The following is a 16,877-nucleotide window of genomic DNA, read 5'->3' on the forward strand; positions in this document are numbered from 1 at the left end:
TGGCGGTCAGTCGATGACCATCACCGCGTCGACCTCGAAGTTGGCGCCCTTCGGCAGGCCGGAGACTTCGATGGTGGAACGGGCCGGGTACGGGGCCTGGAAGTAGTCCTGCATGACGGCGTTGACCTTGGCGAACTCGCCCAGGTCGGTCAGGTACAGGCCAAGGCGCACGACCTTGTCCAGCGAGCCGCCGGCGGCTTCGGCCACGGCCTTGAGGTTGTCGAAGGCGCGGCGGGCCTGCGCTTCGACGTCACCGGCGCCGACGATGTCACCGGTGGCCGGGTCGAGCGGAATCTGGCCGGAGAAATACACGGTGTTGCCGGCGCGCACGGCCTGCGAGTACGGGCCGATGGCGGCGGGAGCCTTTTCGGTGTTGATGATCTGGCGGGACATGGGTCGCTCCGGTGCTTGGGGGAAAACAGAGCGGTGATTGTACCGGGTGGGGGCGCATCCACGCATGGCGTGGATCTACCGCGCCGCTTCGGTAGTGCCGGCCGCTGGCCGGCAAACCCATGAACGTCGGAAGCACCGCGAAGTTGCCGGCCAGCGGCCGGCACTACCGGGTTCGCGTTACTGGCGGCGTACCGACTGCACGACCGACAGGCGGCGCAGGCGGCGCATCACTTCGGCAAGGTGGTTGCGGTCGCGCACCTGGATGTTGAACGCCAGCACGGCGGCGTTGAAATCACGGTCCAGGTAGTCCACACGCTCGATGTTGGAATGGCTCTGCGCGATGGCGGCGGCCAGCTGCGCCAGCACGCCGGTGCCGTTCTCCACTTCCACCACCAGCGAGGTGTCGTAGTCGCCGGAGACGGTGGTATCCCAGCCGATCGGCACCCAGCGCTCGGGCGACTTGCGCAGCTCGGCCAGGTTCGGGCAGTCCATGCGGTGCACCACGATGCCCTTGCCGGCGGTGTGGTAGCCCATGATCTCGTCGCCGGGAATCGGCTGGCAGCAGCCGGCGAAGGTGACCACGCCGCGCTCGCTGCCGTTGATCAGGATCTTTTCCTGCGAATGGTGGCGCGAATGCGGGCCGCCACGCAGTTCGGCGTAGGCCATCAGTGCCTGCGCGGCCTGGGTCGGCATCCAGTTGCCCAGCGCGACCTCGGCCAGCAGCGCCTCCAGGCGCGGGAAACGATGCTCGGTGAGGAACGCATCCAGGCGCCCCTTCGGCAGCCGCTCCAACGAGGAATCCATCGCTTCCAGCGCACGGTCCAGCATGCGGTGGCCGAGCTGCACGGCGTCTTCGTGCTCCAGCTGCTTGAGCTGATGGCGGATGGCGGTGCGCGCCTTGCTGGTGACCACGAATTCCAGCCACTGCGGTTTCGGCGTGGCCGAGCGCGCGGTGATGATCTCCACCGACTGCCCCGACACCAGCTTGGTGCGCAACGGCACCAGTTTCTTGTCCACGCGCGAGGCCACGGCCATGTTGCCGACGTCGGTATGCACGGCGTAGGCGAAATCGAGCGCTGTGGAGTTGCGCGGCAGGGCCAGGATCTTGCCCTTCGGCGTGAACAGGTAGACCTCGTCCGGGAACAGGTCGACCTTGACGTTGTCGAGGAACTCCAGCGAGGACCCGGCGGCGCGCTGCGAGTCGATCAGCTCGACGATCCAGGCGTGCGCGCGGCTCTGTGCGCTGTTGGGCGAATCACCACCGAACTTGTAGGTCCAGTGCGCGGCCACGCCGCGTTCGGCAATCAGGTCCATTTCCTCGGTACGGATCTGCACTTCGATCGGCGAGCCATACGGCCCGAACAGCACGGTGTGCAGCGACTGGTAGCCGTTGGCCTTGGGAATGGCGATGAAATCGCGGAAGCGGCCATCCAGCGGTTTGAAGGTGGCATGCACCGAACCCAGCGCGTGGTAACAGCTGGGCACGCTGCGCACGACCAGGCGGAAGCCGAACACGTCCATCACCTGGTCGAAGGATTTGTTCTCGTCGCGCATCTTGTTGTAGATGCTCCACGGGGTCTTGATGCGGCTGATCAGCCGATGCTCGATCCCCTCCTTGGCCAGGCGCTGCGACAGCTGCACTTCCACCTGCGCCATCGCCTCGCGGCGCACCACCGGCTGGCTGCGGATGTGTTTTTCAATGATGGCGTGGCGCCACGGGTAGAGCGCCTTGAAGCCGAGGTTCTGCAGCTCGCTCTTGACCAGGCTCATGCCCAGGCGCTGGGCGATGGGCGCGTAGATCTCCAGCGTCTCGCGGGCGATGCGGCCGCGCGCTTCGCGGCTCTGCGCGCCCAGCGTGCGCATGTTGTGCAGGCGGTCGGCCAGCTTGATCATGATCACGCGCAGGTCGCGCGACATCGCCAGCAGCATCTTGCGGAAGCTCTCGGCGGCCGCTTCCTGGCGGTCGCGGAACTTCAGCTTGTCCAGCTTGGTCACGCCGTCGACCAGTTCGGCCACGGCTTCGCCGAACTCGGCGGCCAGCGCTTCACGGGTCAGCGGAGTGTCTTCGATGGTGTCGTGCAGGATCGCGGCGATCAGCGCTTCCACGTCCAGGCCCAGCTCAGCCAGCACCTGGGCCACGGCCACCGGATGGGTGATATAGGGCTCGCCCGACTTGCGCGTCTGCCCGGCGTGTGCGGCGGCTCCGACTTCCCAGGCACGGCGCAACAGCGGCAGCTGTTCCGGCGGCAGGTAATGGGCGGCGCGTTCAAGCTGGAGGACGTAGTCGGGTACGGCGGCAGCGGGGGCTGCGGCGACCTTGGCAGTGGGGCCTGGGTTCATGCCCGCAGCCTATTCCAGCGCGACGTTTACGGCAAATCCTGAATGCGAAACAGCCCGCACGGGGCGGGCTGTTCGGCACATCCAACGATTACGTTGATCGATGCGATCAATCGTCGTTCTTGGACATGTCTTCGTCGGCGACCACTTCCGCGGCAGCCCACTCCAGCGCTTCGCGCTCTGCGCGCTCACGCTCGGCCTTCTCGACTTCGTCGATCAGCGCGTTGTCGATCTTGCGGGCGGCGATTTCGCGCAGCGCCAGCACGGTCGGCTTGTCCTCGGTCTCGCTGTTGTCCAGCGTGGCCTGCACGCCGTTGGCGAGCTGGCGGGCACGCTTGGAAGCCATCATGACCAGTTCGAAACGGTTGTTAACGACTTCCAGGCAATCTTCTACGGTGATGCGGGCCATACGGGCTCCCGGCGACCGGTCGGCCGCTCAGTCGAATGAGGGAAAGGGGACGGAGTGTACTGGCAGGGGCTGGACAAAATCAAGCCAGCCCCTACCCGATTCTTTTGGAATCAGTCAGTTGCGCCCGGATCGGGGGTCAACAAGGCCTGGATCAGCCCAGCGTGGCGGACCTTCTGGGCCTCCCGGCGCAGGCGGCTGGCGGTGAAGATGGCGCACAGTTCGTCCACGGCGGTGTCGAACACCTCGTTGACGATGACGTAGTCGAACTCGTTGAAGTGCAGCATCTCGTCACGGGCGGCGCCCAGGCGCTGGGCGATGACCGCCTCGCTGTCCTGGCCGCGCTTGCGCATGCGGTCCTGCAGGGCCTGCTTGGACGGCGGCAGGATGAACACGGTGACCGTGCCCGGCACCAGCTGGCGTACCTGCTGCGCGCCCTGCCAGTCGATTTCCAGCAGCACGTCCTGGCCGGCGGCCAGCTGCGGCTCCACCGACTGGCGGGCGGTGCCCTTCCAGTCACCGTGCACCCAGGCATGCTCGAAGAAGTCGCCGGCGGCGATCATTTCCTCGAACTTCTCCGCAGAGACGAAATGGTAGTGCTGGCCATTCACTTCACCCGGGCGCATCGCGCGCGAGGTGAAGGAGATCGACAGGGCGATCTGTGGGTCACGCGCCAGGGTGGCATTGACGATGCTGCTCTTGCCGGCACCGGACGGGGCGGCAACGATGTACAGCGTGCCGCGCGCAACGGCGTCCGACGGCTTCGACGGGGCGCTCATGCGGGGGATCCAACGGGTTGATTTCGCAAAATTTTTCCTCGGTGTTCCAGATCCGGCGCGGAGGATCGCGCCAGGACGGCGGGGGCTGCGCGGAACATCCTGGAACCAGGCCCGGCAGACGCTTTCCCCGGGGGGCGGGCACGCAACTTTACCAGAGCGGCCCCGTTGCGCGCCCGTCTGGCGGGCGCCGGGCCTTGTGCCACATGGGCGTACGGGGGCCTGTGCTATAACCGGGCCGTACCCAACGACAGCCCGGAGGCCTGCGCCTCCCCGCCATCCCAGGAGAACGGCATGCCATCGATGAGCCGCCGCCAGTTCCTGAAAGTGACCGGGACAACCCTGGTCGGCTCCAGCCTGGCATTGATGGGCTTCGCGCCCGGCATCGCGCTCGCGGAGGTCAGGCAGTACAAGCTGACCCGCGCGACCGAGACCCGCAACACCTGTACGTATTGTTCGGTGGCCTGCGGCATCCTGATGTACAGCCTCGGCGATGGCGCCAAGAACGCCGAGCCGAGCATCTTCCATATCGAGGGTGACCCGGACCATCCGGTCAACCGCGGCACGCTGTGCCCGAAGGGTGCCGGCCTGGCCGACATCATCCACAGCAAGTCGCGCCTGCTCTACCCCGAGTACCGCGCGCCGGGCTCGAACGAGTGGAAGCGGCTGAGCTGGGACGATGCGCTGGACCGCATCGCGCGGCTGATGAAGGAAGACCGCGATGCCAACTTCGTGCAGAAGAACGAGGCCGGGCAGACGGTCAACCGCTGGCTGACCACCGGCATGCTCGCCGCCTCGGCGACCAGCAATGAAACCGCGGTGCTGACCCACAAGGTCGTGCGCTCCCTTGGCATGCTGGCATTCGACAACCAGGCACGTGTCTGACACGGCCCGACGGTGGCAGGTCTTGCCCCGACGCTAGGCCGTGGTGCGATGACGAATCACTGGGTCGACATCAAGAATGCCGACCTGATCCTGATCATGGGTGGCAATGCCGCCGAGGCACACCCGTGCGGGTTCAAATGGGTGACCGAGGCCAAGGCACACAACAAGGCCCGGCTGATCGTGGTCGATCCGCGCTTCAACCGCTCGGCCGCGGTGGCCGACGTGTATGCGCCGATCCGTACCGGCACCGACATCGTGTTCCTGGGCGGCCTGATCAACTACCTGTTGACCGAGGACCGCATCCAGCACGAGTACGTGCTGAACTACACCGACATGTCGTTCCTGGTGAAGGACGAATTCGCCTTCAAGGACGGCCTGTATTCGGGCTACAACGAAGAGAAGCGCAGCTACGACCGCTCCAGCTGGGACTACGCCTACGGTGACGATGGCTTCGTGCGCAGCGACCCGACGCTGAAGGACCCGCGCTGCGTCTACACCCTGCTCAAGCAGCACTACGCGCGCTACACCGTGGAGATGGTCGAACGCATCTGCGGGACGCCGGCGGACAGCATCCGCCAGGTCTGGGAGATGATCGCGTCCACCGCCGGCAAGGACAAGGCGATGACCATCCTGTACGCGCTGGGCTGGACGCAGCATTCGATCGGTGCGCAGAACGTGCGTGCCGGCACCATGGTGCAGCTGCTGCTGGGCAACATCGGCGTGGCCGGCGGTGGCATGAACGCCTTGCGCGGGCATTCCAACATCCAGGGCCTGACCGACATCGGCCTGATGTCCGACCTGCTGCCCGGCTACCTGACGCTGCCGAAACAGGACGAGCAGGACTACGACGCCTACATCGCCAAGCGCACGCAGAAGCCGCTGCGCGCCAACCAGATGTCGTTCTGGCAGAACTACCCGAAGTTCCACGTCAGCCTGATGAAATCGTGGTGGGGCGACGCCGCCACCGCCGACAACAACTGGTGTTTCGATTACCTGCCCAAGCTCGACAAGCCGTACGACATGCTGCAGGCGTACGAGCTGATGAACGAGGGCAAGATCCACGGCTACATCTGCCAGGGCTTCAACCCGCTGGCCTCGGCGCCGAACAAGGGCAAGCTGATCAGCGCGTTCTCCAAGCTGAAGTTCATGGTCAGCATGGACCCGCTGGAAACCGAGACCATCGCGTTCTGGCAGAACCATGGCGCGCTGAACGACGTTGACCCGAGCACGATCCAGACCGAAGTATTCCGCCTGCCGACCACTTCCTTCGCCGAGGAAAACGGCGCGGTGGTGAACTCCTCGCGCTGGCTGCAGTGGCACTGGAAGGGGGCCAATCCGCCGGGCGAAGCGCGCAGCGACATCGAGATCATGTCCGAGCTGTTCCATCGCATCAAAGCGATGTACGAAAAGGACGGCGGTGCGTGGTGGGAGCCGGTGCGCGACCTGGCCTGGAAGTACTCCAACCCGGAACTGCCGACGCCGGAAGAACTGGCGATGGAATACAACGGCAAGGCACTGGCCGACGTGTTCGATCCGAAGGACCCGACCAAGCTGGTGCGCAAGGCCGGCGAGCAGCTGGCGGCATTCGGCGACCTGCGCGACGACGGCAGCACGTCCTCCGGTTGCTGGATCTACATCGGCGCCTGGGGCCCGACCGGCAACATGATGGCGCGACGTGACAACAGCGACCCCACCGGCATCGGCAACACGCTGGGCTGGGCCTGGGCATGGCCGGCCAATCGCCGCGTGATGTACAACCGCGCCTCGTGCGACGTGGCTGGCCAACCGTTCGATCCGCGCCGCACGCTGCTGGCCTGGAACGGGAAAAACTGGGGCAGCGTGGACGTGCCGGACTTCAAGGCGGATGAAGATCCCGCCGGCGGCATGGGCCCGTTCATCATGAATCCGGAAGGCATCGCCCGCTTCTTCGCCAAGGCTGGCATGGCCGAAGGGCCGTTCCCGGAGCACTACGAACCGTTCGATACCCCGCTGCGCAGCAACCCGCTCAGCCCGGGCCAGGCACTGACGTTGAACAACCCGGCGGCGCGCGTGTTCGCCAGCGATCGCGCACAGATCGGTTCGCCGGACGAGTTCCCGCATGTAGCCACAACCTACCGCCTGACCGAGCATTTCCACTTCTGGACCAAGCACGGCAAGTTGAACGCCATCATCCAGCCCGAGCAGTTCGTCGAGATCGGCGCGGCGTTGGCCGATGAGCTGGGCATCAACAACGGCAGCCGCGTGCGCGTCAGTTCCAAGCGCGGGCATATCGAAGCGGTGGCGATGGTGACCAAGCGCATCAAGGCCCTGCAGATTGATGGCAGAACCGTGCACCAGGTGGGCGTGCCGATCCACTGGGGTTTCCTCGGTGCGGCCAAGCCCGGATACATCGCCAATACGCTGACCAACGCCATCGGTGACGGCAACTCGCAGACGCCCGAATCGAAGTGCATCCTGGTCAAGGTCGAGAAGGTGTAGGAGACACGCCATGTCACTGCAATCCCTGGACATCATCCGCCGCTCGGCCACCACTACGCCCTCGCCGGAGGCGCGTGGCGCGCACACCGGCCAGGTCGCCAAGCTGATCGATGTGAGCAAGTGCATCGGCTGCAAGGCCTGCCAGGTCGCCTGCATGGAGTGGAACGACCTTCGCGACGAGGTCGGCAGCTGCGTCGGCAGCTATGACAACCCGCCCGACCTGAGCGAACAGTCGTGGACGGTGATGAAGTTCCGCGAGTACGAGGACGAGAAAGGCAAGCTGGAGTGGCTGATCCGCAAGGAGGGCTGCATGCACTGCAGCGATCCGGGCTGCCTGAAGGCCTGCCCGTCGCCGGGCGCGATCATCCAGTACGCCAACGGTATCGTCGACTTCCAGGAAGAGAACTGCATCGGCTGCGGCTACTGCGTGACCGGTTGCCCGTTCGACGTACCGCGCATTTCCAAGAAGGACCACAAGGCCTACAAGTGCACGCTGTGTTCGGACCGGGTGGCGGTGGGCCAGGAACCGGCCTGCGTGAAGACCTGCCCGACCGGTGCGATCACCTTCGGCAGCAAGCAGGCGATGACCGAGCACGCGGCGGGACGCGTGGAAGACCTGAAATCGCGCGGCTACGAGAACGCCGGCCTGTACGACCCGCAGGGCGTGGGCGGCACCCACGTGATGTACGTGCTGCAGCATGTGGACAAGCCGGAACTGTATGCCGACCTGCCGAAGGACCCGCGCATCAGCCCGATGGTGGAGGTGTGGAAGGGCGTGGCCAAGCCGCTGGGCGTGCTGGCGATTGCCGCTACCGCCTTCGCCGGCTTCCTGCATTACATCGGCATCGGCCGCAACACGGTCAATGACGAGGAAGAAGAGGAAGCCGAGCACGAGGCGAAGAAGATCGAAGAGGAGCAGCGGCCATGAAGTACGCCCCGCACCCGCGGCAGATCATCCGCTACCGCGCGCCGACCCGCATCAATCACTGGATTGTGGCGATCTGCTTCGTGTTGACCGCGCTGTCCGGATTGGCGTTGTTCCACCCTGCCCTGTTCCCGCTGACCCAGTTGTTTGGCGGTGGGCCATGGACGCGCATCCTGCACCCGTTCATCGGCCTGGCCATGGTGGTGGGCTTTGCGCTGCTGGCGTTCCGCATGTGGCGCGACAATCTGCCGACCGCCGACGATGGCAAGTGGATGCGCGGCATGCGCGATGTACTGCGCAACGAGGACGAGAAGCTGCCACCGGTGGGTCGCTTCAATGCCGGCCAGAAGCTGCTGTTCTGGGCGATCATCGGTTGCCTGTCGGCGCTGCTGTTGACCGGCTTCGTGATCTGGCGGCAGTACTTCAGCCACTTCTTCCCGATCGGGGTGATCCGCTTCTCGGTGCTGGCCCATGCGCTGTTCGGCTGGGTGCTGGTGTGCGCGATCGTGGTGCACATCTATGCAGCGATCTGGATCAAGGGCTCGGTGCGGGCGATGACCCAGGGCAAGGTGACCTACGGGTGGGCGTACAAGCATCACCGGCAGTGGTTCCGGGACATCCTGCGCGGGCGGCGGGAAGAGGGGTAGCGGCAGGGCCTGCGGCCCTGCACCCGCTGGATCAACGTCAACATCAACGTCAAGAGCGGGTTTCCTGAGGGATGGCGCGGTGGGTCCGGTCCCCCTCGACAGGTCCGCGGTGCTTTTGGTGGGTGTCGACCTTGGTCGACACGATGAACACGGCAATGATCGAAACCGCCTTTTTTGTAGAGTCGAGCCATGCTCGACTGCTTTGCTCGACTGCTTTGCCTGGAACACGCTGGACGCCGGCGTCGACAACGGCGAGGATGGAGCCTGGTTCTTCTGGCTGGCCCTGCATGGCGCAACGCATCCTTGAACCCGGTGAGATCGAGACGCTGGCCTCGCGCGATGTTCCGCGCATCATCCTGCCCGATACCGCGTCGCTGTTTGCCGGACGTGCGGACCGCCTGCGCAGTCTGGCTGCACACAGTGCCATCGGTGGTTACCTGCAGCTGCTGGCGGCGTTGGCCGATGCGCAGCAGGCGCTGCTGGAGGATCTGACACCGCAGCAACGCGAGGAACTTCAGGCACAGGCGCGTGCACAGCAGTCGAGTGCGGCAGCCGGCGCCGGTATGCCGTTGCGGCCCGCCAACACACTTCAGCTGGATGGACGCTGGCGCGGCTGGCTGCGCACGCTATGCCAGCACTGCGCTGAAGAAGCCGGGCTGCCCGCGGAAACCCGCCAGGAACTGCAGCGCGTTGCTGCTGCCGATGACGGGTGGCTGGATGCGCAGGCGCATGCGGTGCTGGAGCGTGATGACGCGCCGTCGGTGGATGCGGTGGCTGCGCTGCTGGTGATGAACGCGCTGCAGGTCTACTGGGCGGTGCTGGCGGACAGCTTCCGCCCCACCGAGCTGAAGCCGCTGGCCGATGCACCGGGGCTGTGCCCGCTGTGCGGCACCCTGCCGGTGGTCAGCGTGGTGCAGGCGCGGCCGCCCTATGCCTCCTACCGCTACCTGTCGTGCTCGCTGTGTGCCTGCCAGTGGCACTACGTACGCGTGCAGTGCAGCCAGTGTGGTGCGGCCGGCAAGGACATCGCCTATCGCGCCCTGGCCGATGTGGACGGCGACAGCGGCGAGGCGGTGCGCGAGAGCGCGGTCCGTGCCGAGACCTGCGACCACTGCCACAGCTACCGCAAGATCCTGTATCTGGAAAAAGACCCGTCGCTGGAGCCGGTGGCCGATGACCTCGGCACGCTGGCGCTGGATCTGCTGCTGGCAGAGGAGGGCTATGCGCGTGCCAGCCAGAATCCGCTGCTGTGGCAATCCGACGGCGAGTGAGGCGATGACAGCCGCGCCCCCCACCCCGGCATCGATTTCCGCCCTGCCCTCGCTGGACCGGTTGCTGCGTCTGCCTGCCCTGGCAGCACTGATCGAGGGCCACGGCCGCAGCCGTATCACCCAGCTGCTGCGTTCGCACCTGCAGGTGCTGCGCGACCGTATCAGCGCCGGCCAGCTCTCGGCCACGCAGCTGCAGGAAGCGGTTGACGGCCCGGCGCTGGTGGCAGCAGTCGAGGCCGCACTGGCCGCTGACGCACGGCAGGATCTGCAGCCGATGTTCAATCTGACCGGCACCGTGCTGCACACCAATCTCGGCCGCGCCTTGCTGCCGGATGCCGCCGTGCACGCGGTCACCCGCGCGATGACCGCGCCGGTGGATCTTGAATTCGACATCAGCCGCGGCCGTCGCGGCGACCGCGATGCACGGGTGCAGGCATTGATCTGCGAACTGACCGGCGCTGAAGCCGCCACTGTGGTCAACAACAATGCCGCGGCGGTCCTGCTGCTGCTCAACAGCCTGGCCAACCGCCGCGACGTGGTGGTGTCACGCGGCGAGCTGGTGGAGATCGGTGGCGCCTTCCGCATTCCCGACGTGATGCGCAGTGCCGGTGCGCGGCTGCTGGAAGTCGGCACCACCAACCGTACCCATCCGGCTGACTTCGCCAATGCCATCGGCACGCGCACCGCGCTGCTGATGGAGGTGCACGCCAGCAACTACGCGATCACCGGCTTCACCGCCAAGGTCGACACCGCGGCGATGGCCGCGATCGCGCACGAGCACGGCCTGCCGCTTGTGGTGGACCTGGGCAGTGGCAGCCTGTGCGATCTGGCGGCCTTCGGCCTGCCGCACGAGCCCACCGTGCAGGAAACGCTGGCGGCCGGCGCCGATCTGGTGTCGTTCAGTGGCGACAAGCTGCTGGGTGGTCCGCAGGCCGGCATCATCGCCGGTCGCGCCGACCTGATTGCACGGATCAACCGCAACCCGCTGAAGCGGGCACTGCGCATGGACAAGATGGGCCTGGCTGCACTGGAAGCGGTGCTGGCCCTGTACCGCGAACCGGAGCTGCTGGCACAGCGGCTGCCGACCCTGCGCACCCTGTCACGTACGCAGGAGGACATCGATGTGCAGGCCCAGCGCCTGCTGCAGCCGATGCGTTCCGCGCTCGCGGCCGACTACGATCTTGAACGGTCACCAATGCAGAGCCAGATCGGCAGCGGCGCCCAGCCACAGGCGCAGCTGGCCAGCGCCGGACTGCGCATTACCAGCGCGCGCCGTGGCGGACTGAATCGCCTGGCCAAGCGCTTGCGTCAGCTGCCGCGACCCGTGCTGGGCCGCATTGCCGATGACGCGCTATGGCTGGACCTGCGCTGCCTGGAACCGGCCGACGAAGCCGACTTCCTCGCCCAATGGAGCGCGCTGCAGGCATGATCGTCGGCACCGCCGGGCATATCGACCATGGCAAAACCAGCCTGGTACGCGCACTGACCGGCATCGAAACCGATCGCCTGCAGGAAGAGCGAACGCGCGGTATATCGATCGAACTGGGCTATGCCTATGTCCCGGTGGAAAGCAGGGACGCCGAAGGCCCGGCTGCGACGCTGGGCTTCGTCGACGTGCCAGGCCATGAGCGCTTCGTGCATACGATGGTGGCCGGCGCCACGGGTATCGATGTCGCCCTGCTGGTGATCGCTGCCGACGACGGCGTGATGCCACAGACCCGCGAGCATCTGGCCATCCTGCAGCTGCTGGGCGTGGATCGTGGTGCGGTGGCGCTGACCAAGATCGACCGTGTGGATGCGGCGCGCCTCGCACGGGTCGAGATCGAGATTACCGCGCTGCTGGCCGCGACACCGCTGCAGGATTCTCCTCTGTTCGCCTGCAACAGCACCGCACCCGACGATGCCGGCATCAGCGCACTGCGTACCCAGCTGCACGCATGGGCGGCGGACGATGCCAGCACACGCCAGGCCGAACTGCGCAGCGAACTGTTCCGCATGCCGGTGGACCGCGTGTTCTCGCTGGCCGGCCACGGCACGCTGGTGACCGGCGCGGTGCATGGCGGCATCGCCGCGGTGGGTGAGCATCTGCAGCTGATGCCAGCCGCCACCGACGTGCGCGTGCGCAGCATCCATGCGCAGAACCAGGCCAGCGAGCACGCGATGGCCGGGCAGCGCTGCGCGCTGAACCTGGCGGCCATCGCCCGTGACGACATCCACCGCGGTGACTGGATCGCCGACGCACGCGCACTGCTGGCCACCACCCGCGTTGATGTGCGGTTGCGGCTGTCCGCGTTGGCCGCACCGTTGCGCGACTGGGCACCGCTGCATATCCACTGGGGCACGATGCACCGGCAGGCCCATGTGGTGCTGCTGGAGGACCATGACCACGGTGATGGGCAGTTGGTGCAACTGGTGTTCGATGCTCCGGTCTGTGCGATGTGTGGCGATCGCTTCATTGCCCGCGATTCAGCGGCCACCCACACGCTGGGCGGCGGCCTCGTGCTCGATCCGGACCCGCCACAGCGGCGCCGGCGCAGTCCTGCGCGGCTGGCCTGGCTGGGGGCACTGGAGCAGCTGGCGGCCGGTGCCGGTGTTGTCCCGCTGCTGCAGCAGGCACCTGCCGGCATTCCCCTCACCGCGTTGCAACGCTATTGCCGACGCGCTGCCGACCGCATCGACCTGCCCGAGGACGCGCGACGCATCGCGACCCGCGATGACACGGTGATCATCTTCGCTTCGCACTGGCAGGCGCTGCGCGAGCAGGTAATCACCTCGCTGCGTGGATGGCATGAGCGACGCCCCGACGAACCCGGTGTCGACAGCGGCCGCCTGCAGCGCAGCACCCTGCCTGCGCTTGCAGCGAGCCTCTGGAATGCGCTGCTGCAGGACCTGCTGGACGACGGCAGCGTGCAACGCGTGGGTGCCTGGTGGCGCCTGCCCGGGCATGACCATGCGCCACCGGAACGCGAGCGTCTGCTGCTGGAACGCGTGCTGCCGCAACTGCACGCCGGTCGCTTCGATCCGCCGTGGGTGCGCACCCTTGCTGCCGAGATCGGCCTGGCCGAAGACGAAGTCCGCGCCGCCCTGCGCCGCGCCGCCGCACGTGGTGAACTGTTCCAGGTGGTACCGGACTTGTTTTATTCACCCGCGCGCATTGCGGAACTCGCTGCTATCGTCGCGCAGCTGTCACAGGCCAGCGGCACGGTGGATGCGGCGGCGTTCCGCGATGCCATCGGCCTGGGCCGCAAACGCAGCATCCAGATCTTGGAGTTCTTCAATCGCGTTGGCTACACTCGACGCGGCGGTGACCAACATCGGCCGCGCGGCGACCTGCAGTGGAACGCAGCCCGCGGCTGAGCCCACCGGTACCGCCGTACTTTCGGAAGGCATGCGCATCCGGGCATGCGGCTGGGCTTCAAACCCAGTAGGGGGCGTCGATCGTTCCCTGGTAGGTTCGACTCCTGCTGCCTTCCGCCATTCGCGTTCCCGCAGGAGATGTCGGCATGGCCACGCACGCGCAGTCCCCCGCTCCTTCAACGGCCGATGCCCCGCAGCGACTGACGTCTCTCGCGCATGGCGGTGGCTGCGGCTGCAAGATCGCGCCGGGCGTGCTGACCGAACTGCTGCGTGGCGTTCCAGCGCTTCCGGCACCGGCCGAGCTGCTGGTCGGCCGCGAGACCAGCGACGACGCCGCGGTGTATCGCCTCGATGACCGGCAGGCGATCGTCGCCACCACCGACTTCTTCATGCCGATTGTCGACGACCCGTTCGACTTCGGCCGCATCGCCGCCACCAATGCGCTGTCGGACCTGTACGCGATGGGCGCGCGCCCGCTGTTCGCACTGGCCATCGTCGGCATGCCGATCAACAGCCTGCCGCAGGACACCATCCGCGGCATCCTGCAGGGTGGCGAACGCGCCTGTGCTGATGCCGGCATCGTGGTGGCTGGTGGCCACAGCATCGATTCGGTGGAACCCATCTACGGCCTGGCCGCGATCGGTGTGCTCGACCCGCAACGGCTCAAGTGCAATGCCGATGCCCGCGCCGGTGACGTGCTGGTGCTGGGCAAGCCGTTGGGCGTGGGCGTGTATTCGTCGGCGCTGAAGAAAGAAGTGCTGGATGCCGAGGGCTACCGGCAGATGGTCGCGTCGACCACCCGCCTGAACAGCGTGGGCGTGCCGCTGGCCGCGCTGGACGGCGTGCACGCGATGACCGACGTCACCGGCTTCGGCCTGCTCGGCCACCTGCTGGAAGTGTGCCGCGCCAGTGGCGTGGCCGCCGAGGTGGACAGTGCACAGGTGCCGCTGCTGCCGCAGACCCTGGACCTGCTGCAACGTGGCTGCGTAACCGGCGCCTCCAACCGCAACTGGGCCTCGTATGGCGCCGAGGTGCGCTTCGCCGAGGGCTTGGCCGCCCACTGGCAGCCACTGCTGACCGACCCGCAGACCAGCGGCGGCCTGCTGGTGTCCTGTGCGCCGGAAGCGTTGGATGCGGTGCTGGCCTGCTTCAACGATGCGGGGTTCGGCCAGGCGGCCGTGCTGGGGCGCTTGAGCGAGGGAGCGGCGGGCGTCAGGGTGGTTTGAGACGTGAAGGTTTGCCAACGTGCCGCTTCCGGGCACTTGAATTATGTCCAAAATATTGGACACTCAGGCAATGAACCTGATCGACATCGGCAAGGCGGTTCGTTCCCGCCGTGAGCAGCTTGGCCTGTCGCAAGGCCAACTGGCTCATCTCAGCGGTCTTTCCCGGCAGACCGTGGTCGGCGTGGAAGGGGGCACCCTGAGCGACCTGGGCGTCAATCGCGTGGGACAGCTGATGGCCGTGCTCGGTCTGAATGTTCCGGCACCCACCACCGAAAACCGGCTGCGCAAGCAAGGCCTGAAAATGGCCGCGCGAACCGCGAACGTGAGCTACGCAAGCGAATTGACTGCGGGCGAGCTGGCCCGCGTACTGGTCAGCGGGGAGGTTCCTGCCACCTACGCGGCGCAGATGGCGCACCTGCTGGATGAAGCCCCTCCCGCCATGATGGTGATGGCGGTCGAGGAAGCTGCAATCGGCGCGCAGATGCCACCACGACGCATCTGGCGCAACGTGGCGAAGATGGCCAACACACTTTCTGCTCACCGCAAGGACCTGTGGATGTGAACCGCGAATTGCCGGCCGGCGCCTGGCAGGCGCTGCTACCCCGGGCGCTTGTCCTCATCGGGGAGATCCGGCGCCACGGCGGCATCACCGATCCGTTCTGGACGTTGGGTGGCGGAACGGTACTGATGTTTCGACATCGGCACCGGCTCAGCAAGGACATCGACATCTTCGTGCCGAACCCCCAGTACCTGGGCTTCGTCACTCCCCGCTTGAGCGATGTGGCCGCGAGCCTTACCGGCGACTACAGCGAAGATCCCAGCGCATGGGTCAAGCTGCAGTTCGAGGAAGGCGAGGTGGATTTCGTCGCAGCTCCCAATCTTCTCGATGACGCCAAGGAGGAATGGACGATCGATGACCGGCGCATACGCGTGGAAACGTCAGCGGAAATCATCGCCAAGAAAATGTTCCATCGCGGGCATCGAACAACCGCCCGAGACCTGTTCGATCTTGCGCTGGTCATCGAACGCGAGCCGGACGCGCTGGCGGCCGCCGCGCACGCGCTGGTCCGCCATCGATCAACGTTTCTTGATCAGATCCGCAATCCCCACCCGACATTGAAGATTGCGTTCAACGCCATCGACACGCTGGACTACACGCCAGGCTTCGATCACTGCGTCGCGATAGCCGGGGACTGCCTGGAAGGACTGTGATCCTCCCAGGCGATTGCGCAGAACATCACTCGATGTTCTGCACCTGTTCGCGGATCTGGTCGATCAGCACCTTCAGCTCCACCGCAGCATTGGACGTACGGCTGTCCACCGACTTCGACCCCAGCGTATTGGCTTCGCGGTTGAACTCCTGCAGCAGGAAGTCCAGGCGACGGCCGACCGGCTCGCGCTGCTTGAGCACGCGGCGGATCTCGACGATATGGCTGCCAAGACGGTCCAGTTCTTCATCCACGTCCAGCTTCTGCAGCCACAGCACCAGTTCCTGCTCGGCGCGACCGGGGTCGACCGGGTGCGGCAGGTCGGCCAGGCGTGCGGCCAGCTTGGCGCGCTGGCCGTCGCGAATGGCCGGAATCAGCGTGCGGACTTCGGTGGCGATACGCTCGATGCCGTCCACGCGCTCGCTGATGGCCGCGGACAACTTGCCGCCTTCGCGCTCACGGGCCTCGACGAAGCCGTCCAGCACCTGGTCCAGCAGGGCCAGTGCCTCGACCTGCAGGGCGGCGGCATCGGTGGCCTCGCCGCGGGTCACGCCCGGCAGCTGCAGCAGGTCGGTGAAACTGACCTGCAGGTTGGGGAAATCGGAGGTCAGGCGGTGCGCCAGGCGGCCCAGCTGGCCCAGCAGGGCCTCGTCCACCTGCAGGTTGGCGGCCGCTTCCGGCGCGCGCAGGCGCATCACCAGATCCAGCTTGCCGCGGCTCAGGCGCGCGGCGATACGCTCGCGCAGCTGCGGCTCGAGCGCCCGCAGTTCCTCGGGCAGGCGGGTGCCGACCTCCAGGAAGCGGTGGTTGACCGAGCGCAGCTCGCAGCCCAGCGTGCCCCACGGGGTGACCCGCTCGCCGCCGGCGTAGGCGGTCATGCTTCGAATCATGGATTGTGTCCGGTGCGTGCAAAGGGGGAATGGTACCCTAGCGCCCTCACCAGAGCCCCCTTGCCCGCCCCGTGAAGG

General features: G+C 66.5%; 15 protein-coding genes and 1 tRNA gene. 10 read left to right on the plus strand and 6 right to left on the minus strand.

Features of this window, described 5'->3' with window-relative positions; genetic code table 11:
• Positions 1–6: 6 nt before the first annotated feature.
• The 4 genes from ACZK2R_RS18590 to gmk all read right to left on the minus strand — a co-directional run bounded on the left by ACZK2R_RS18590 (position 7) and on the right by gmk (position 3,915).
• Positions 7–393: a RidA family protein gene (locus tag ACZK2R_RS18590; RefSeq protein WP_005410875.1), complete on the minus strand. Its 387-nt coding sequence runs from the start codon at positions 391–393 to the stop codon at positions 7–9.
• Positions 394–570: 177 nt separating this feature from the next.
• Positions 571–2,733 carry a RelA/SpoT family protein gene (locus tag ACZK2R_RS18595; protein ID WP_106551287.1) on the minus strand — a complete coding sequence of 721 codons (2,163 nt, stop codon included), beginning with the start codon at positions 2,731–2,733 and terminating at the stop codon, positions 571–573.
• A gap of 106 nt (positions 2,734–2,839) precedes the next feature.
• On the minus strand, positions 2,840–3,139 hold the full coding sequence (gene rpoZ / locus ACZK2R_RS18600) for a DNA-directed RNA polymerase subunit omega (RefSeq protein WP_005410877.1): 300 nt from the start codon (positions 3,137–3,139) through the stop codon (positions 2,840–2,842).
• Between the two features lie 110 nt (positions 3,140–3,249).
• Positions 3,250–3,915 (minus strand): guanylate kinase, encoded by a 666-nt coding sequence (gene gmk / locus ACZK2R_RS18605; RefSeq protein WP_014038334.1) that lies wholly within the window; start codon positions 3,913–3,915, stop codon positions 3,250–3,252.
• Positions 3,916–4,206: 291 nt separating this feature from the next.
• Between gmk and fdnG the strand changes: the two genes are divergently transcribed.
• From fdnG to ACZK2R_RS18620, 3 genes are read left to right on the plus strand one after another with little or no spacing between them, the layout of a single operon-like run.
• On the plus strand, positions 4,207–7,275 hold the full coding sequence (gene fdnG / locus ACZK2R_RS18610; RefSeq protein WP_180838474.1) for a formate dehydrogenase-N subunit alpha: 3,069 nt from the start codon (positions 4,207–4,209) through the stop codon (positions 7,273–7,275).
• A gap of 10 nt (positions 7,276–7,285) precedes the next feature.
• Positions 7,286–8,203 (plus strand): formate dehydrogenase subunit beta, encoded by a 918-nt coding sequence (fdxH, locus tag ACZK2R_RS18615; RefSeq protein WP_012481154.1) that lies wholly within the window; start codon positions 7,286–7,288, stop codon positions 8,201–8,203.
• Complete coding sequence (locus tag ACZK2R_RS18620; RefSeq protein WP_032127833.1) at positions 8,200–8,847, plus strand: formate dehydrogenase subunit gamma; 648 nt, start codon at positions 8,200–8,202, stop codon at positions 8,845–8,847. Before fdxH ends, ACZK2R_RS18620 begins: the two co-directional genes overlap by 4 nt.
• 49 nt (positions 8,848–8,896) lie before the next feature.
• Here ACZK2R_RS18620 and ACZK2R_RS18625 read toward each other — a convergent pair whose 3' ends face one another.
• Positions 8,897–9,136: a hypothetical protein gene (locus ACZK2R_RS18625; protein ID WP_180838473.1), complete on the minus strand. Its 240-nt coding sequence runs from the start codon at positions 9,134–9,136 to the stop codon at positions 8,897–8,899.
• Between ACZK2R_RS18625 and fdhE the strand changes: the two genes are divergently transcribed.
• From fdhE to ACZK2R_RS18660, 7 genes are all read left to right on the plus strand, one after another.
• Positions 9,135–10,118, plus strand: a complete 984-nt coding sequence (gene fdhE, locus ACZK2R_RS18630) for a formate dehydrogenase accessory protein FdhE (RefSeq protein ID WP_180838472.1) — start codon at positions 9,135–9,137, stop codon at positions 10,116–10,118. The genes ACZK2R_RS18625 and fdhE overlap by 2 nt on opposite strands.
• Positions 10,119–10,122: 4 nt before the next feature.
• Entirely contained in the window at positions 10,123–11,547 is a 1,425-nt protein-coding gene (gene selA, locus ACZK2R_RS18635; RefSeq protein ID WP_180838471.1) for an L-seryl-tRNA(Sec) selenium transferase, read from the plus strand.
• Entirely contained in the window at positions 11,544–13,475 is a 1,932-nt protein-coding gene (selB, locus tag ACZK2R_RS18640; protein ID WP_180838470.1) for a selenocysteine-specific translation elongation factor, read from the plus strand. The genes selA and selB overlap by 4 nt, the downstream gene beginning before the upstream one ends.
• Before the next feature lie 24 nt (positions 13,476–13,499).
• A tRNA-Sec gene (locus ACZK2R_RS18645) sits at positions 13,500–13,595 on the plus strand.
• A 26-nt stretch (positions 13,596–13,621) separates the two neighbouring features.
• Entirely contained in the window at positions 13,622–14,701 is a 1,080-nt protein-coding gene (selD, locus tag ACZK2R_RS18650) for a selenide, water dikinase SelD (protein ID WP_180838469.1), read from the plus strand.
• 70 nt (positions 14,702–14,771) lie between these two features.
• A complete protein-coding gene (locus ACZK2R_RS18655; protein WP_180838468.1) occupies positions 14,772–15,263 on the plus strand; it encodes a helix-turn-helix domain-containing protein in 492 nt (163 codons plus the stop codon).
• Entirely contained in the window at positions 15,260–15,913 is a 654-nt protein-coding gene (locus ACZK2R_RS18660) for a nucleotidyl transferase AbiEii/AbiGii toxin family protein (RefSeq protein ID WP_180838467.1), read from the plus strand. The genes ACZK2R_RS18655 and ACZK2R_RS18660 overlap by 4 nt, the downstream gene beginning before the upstream one ends.
• 25 nt (positions 15,914–15,938) lie before the next feature.
• Here ACZK2R_RS18660 and ACZK2R_RS18665 read toward each other — a convergent pair whose 3' ends face one another.
• Positions 15,939–16,799 carry a YicC/YloC family endoribonuclease gene (locus ACZK2R_RS18665; protein ID WP_019661992.1) on the minus strand — a complete coding sequence of 287 codons (861 nt, stop codon included), beginning with the start codon at positions 16,797–16,799 and terminating at the stop codon, positions 15,939–15,941.
• Positions 16,800–16,877 lie beyond the last annotated feature (78 nt).

It is taken from the genome of Stenotrophomonas sp. 96582_Sma (assembly GCF_056480905.1).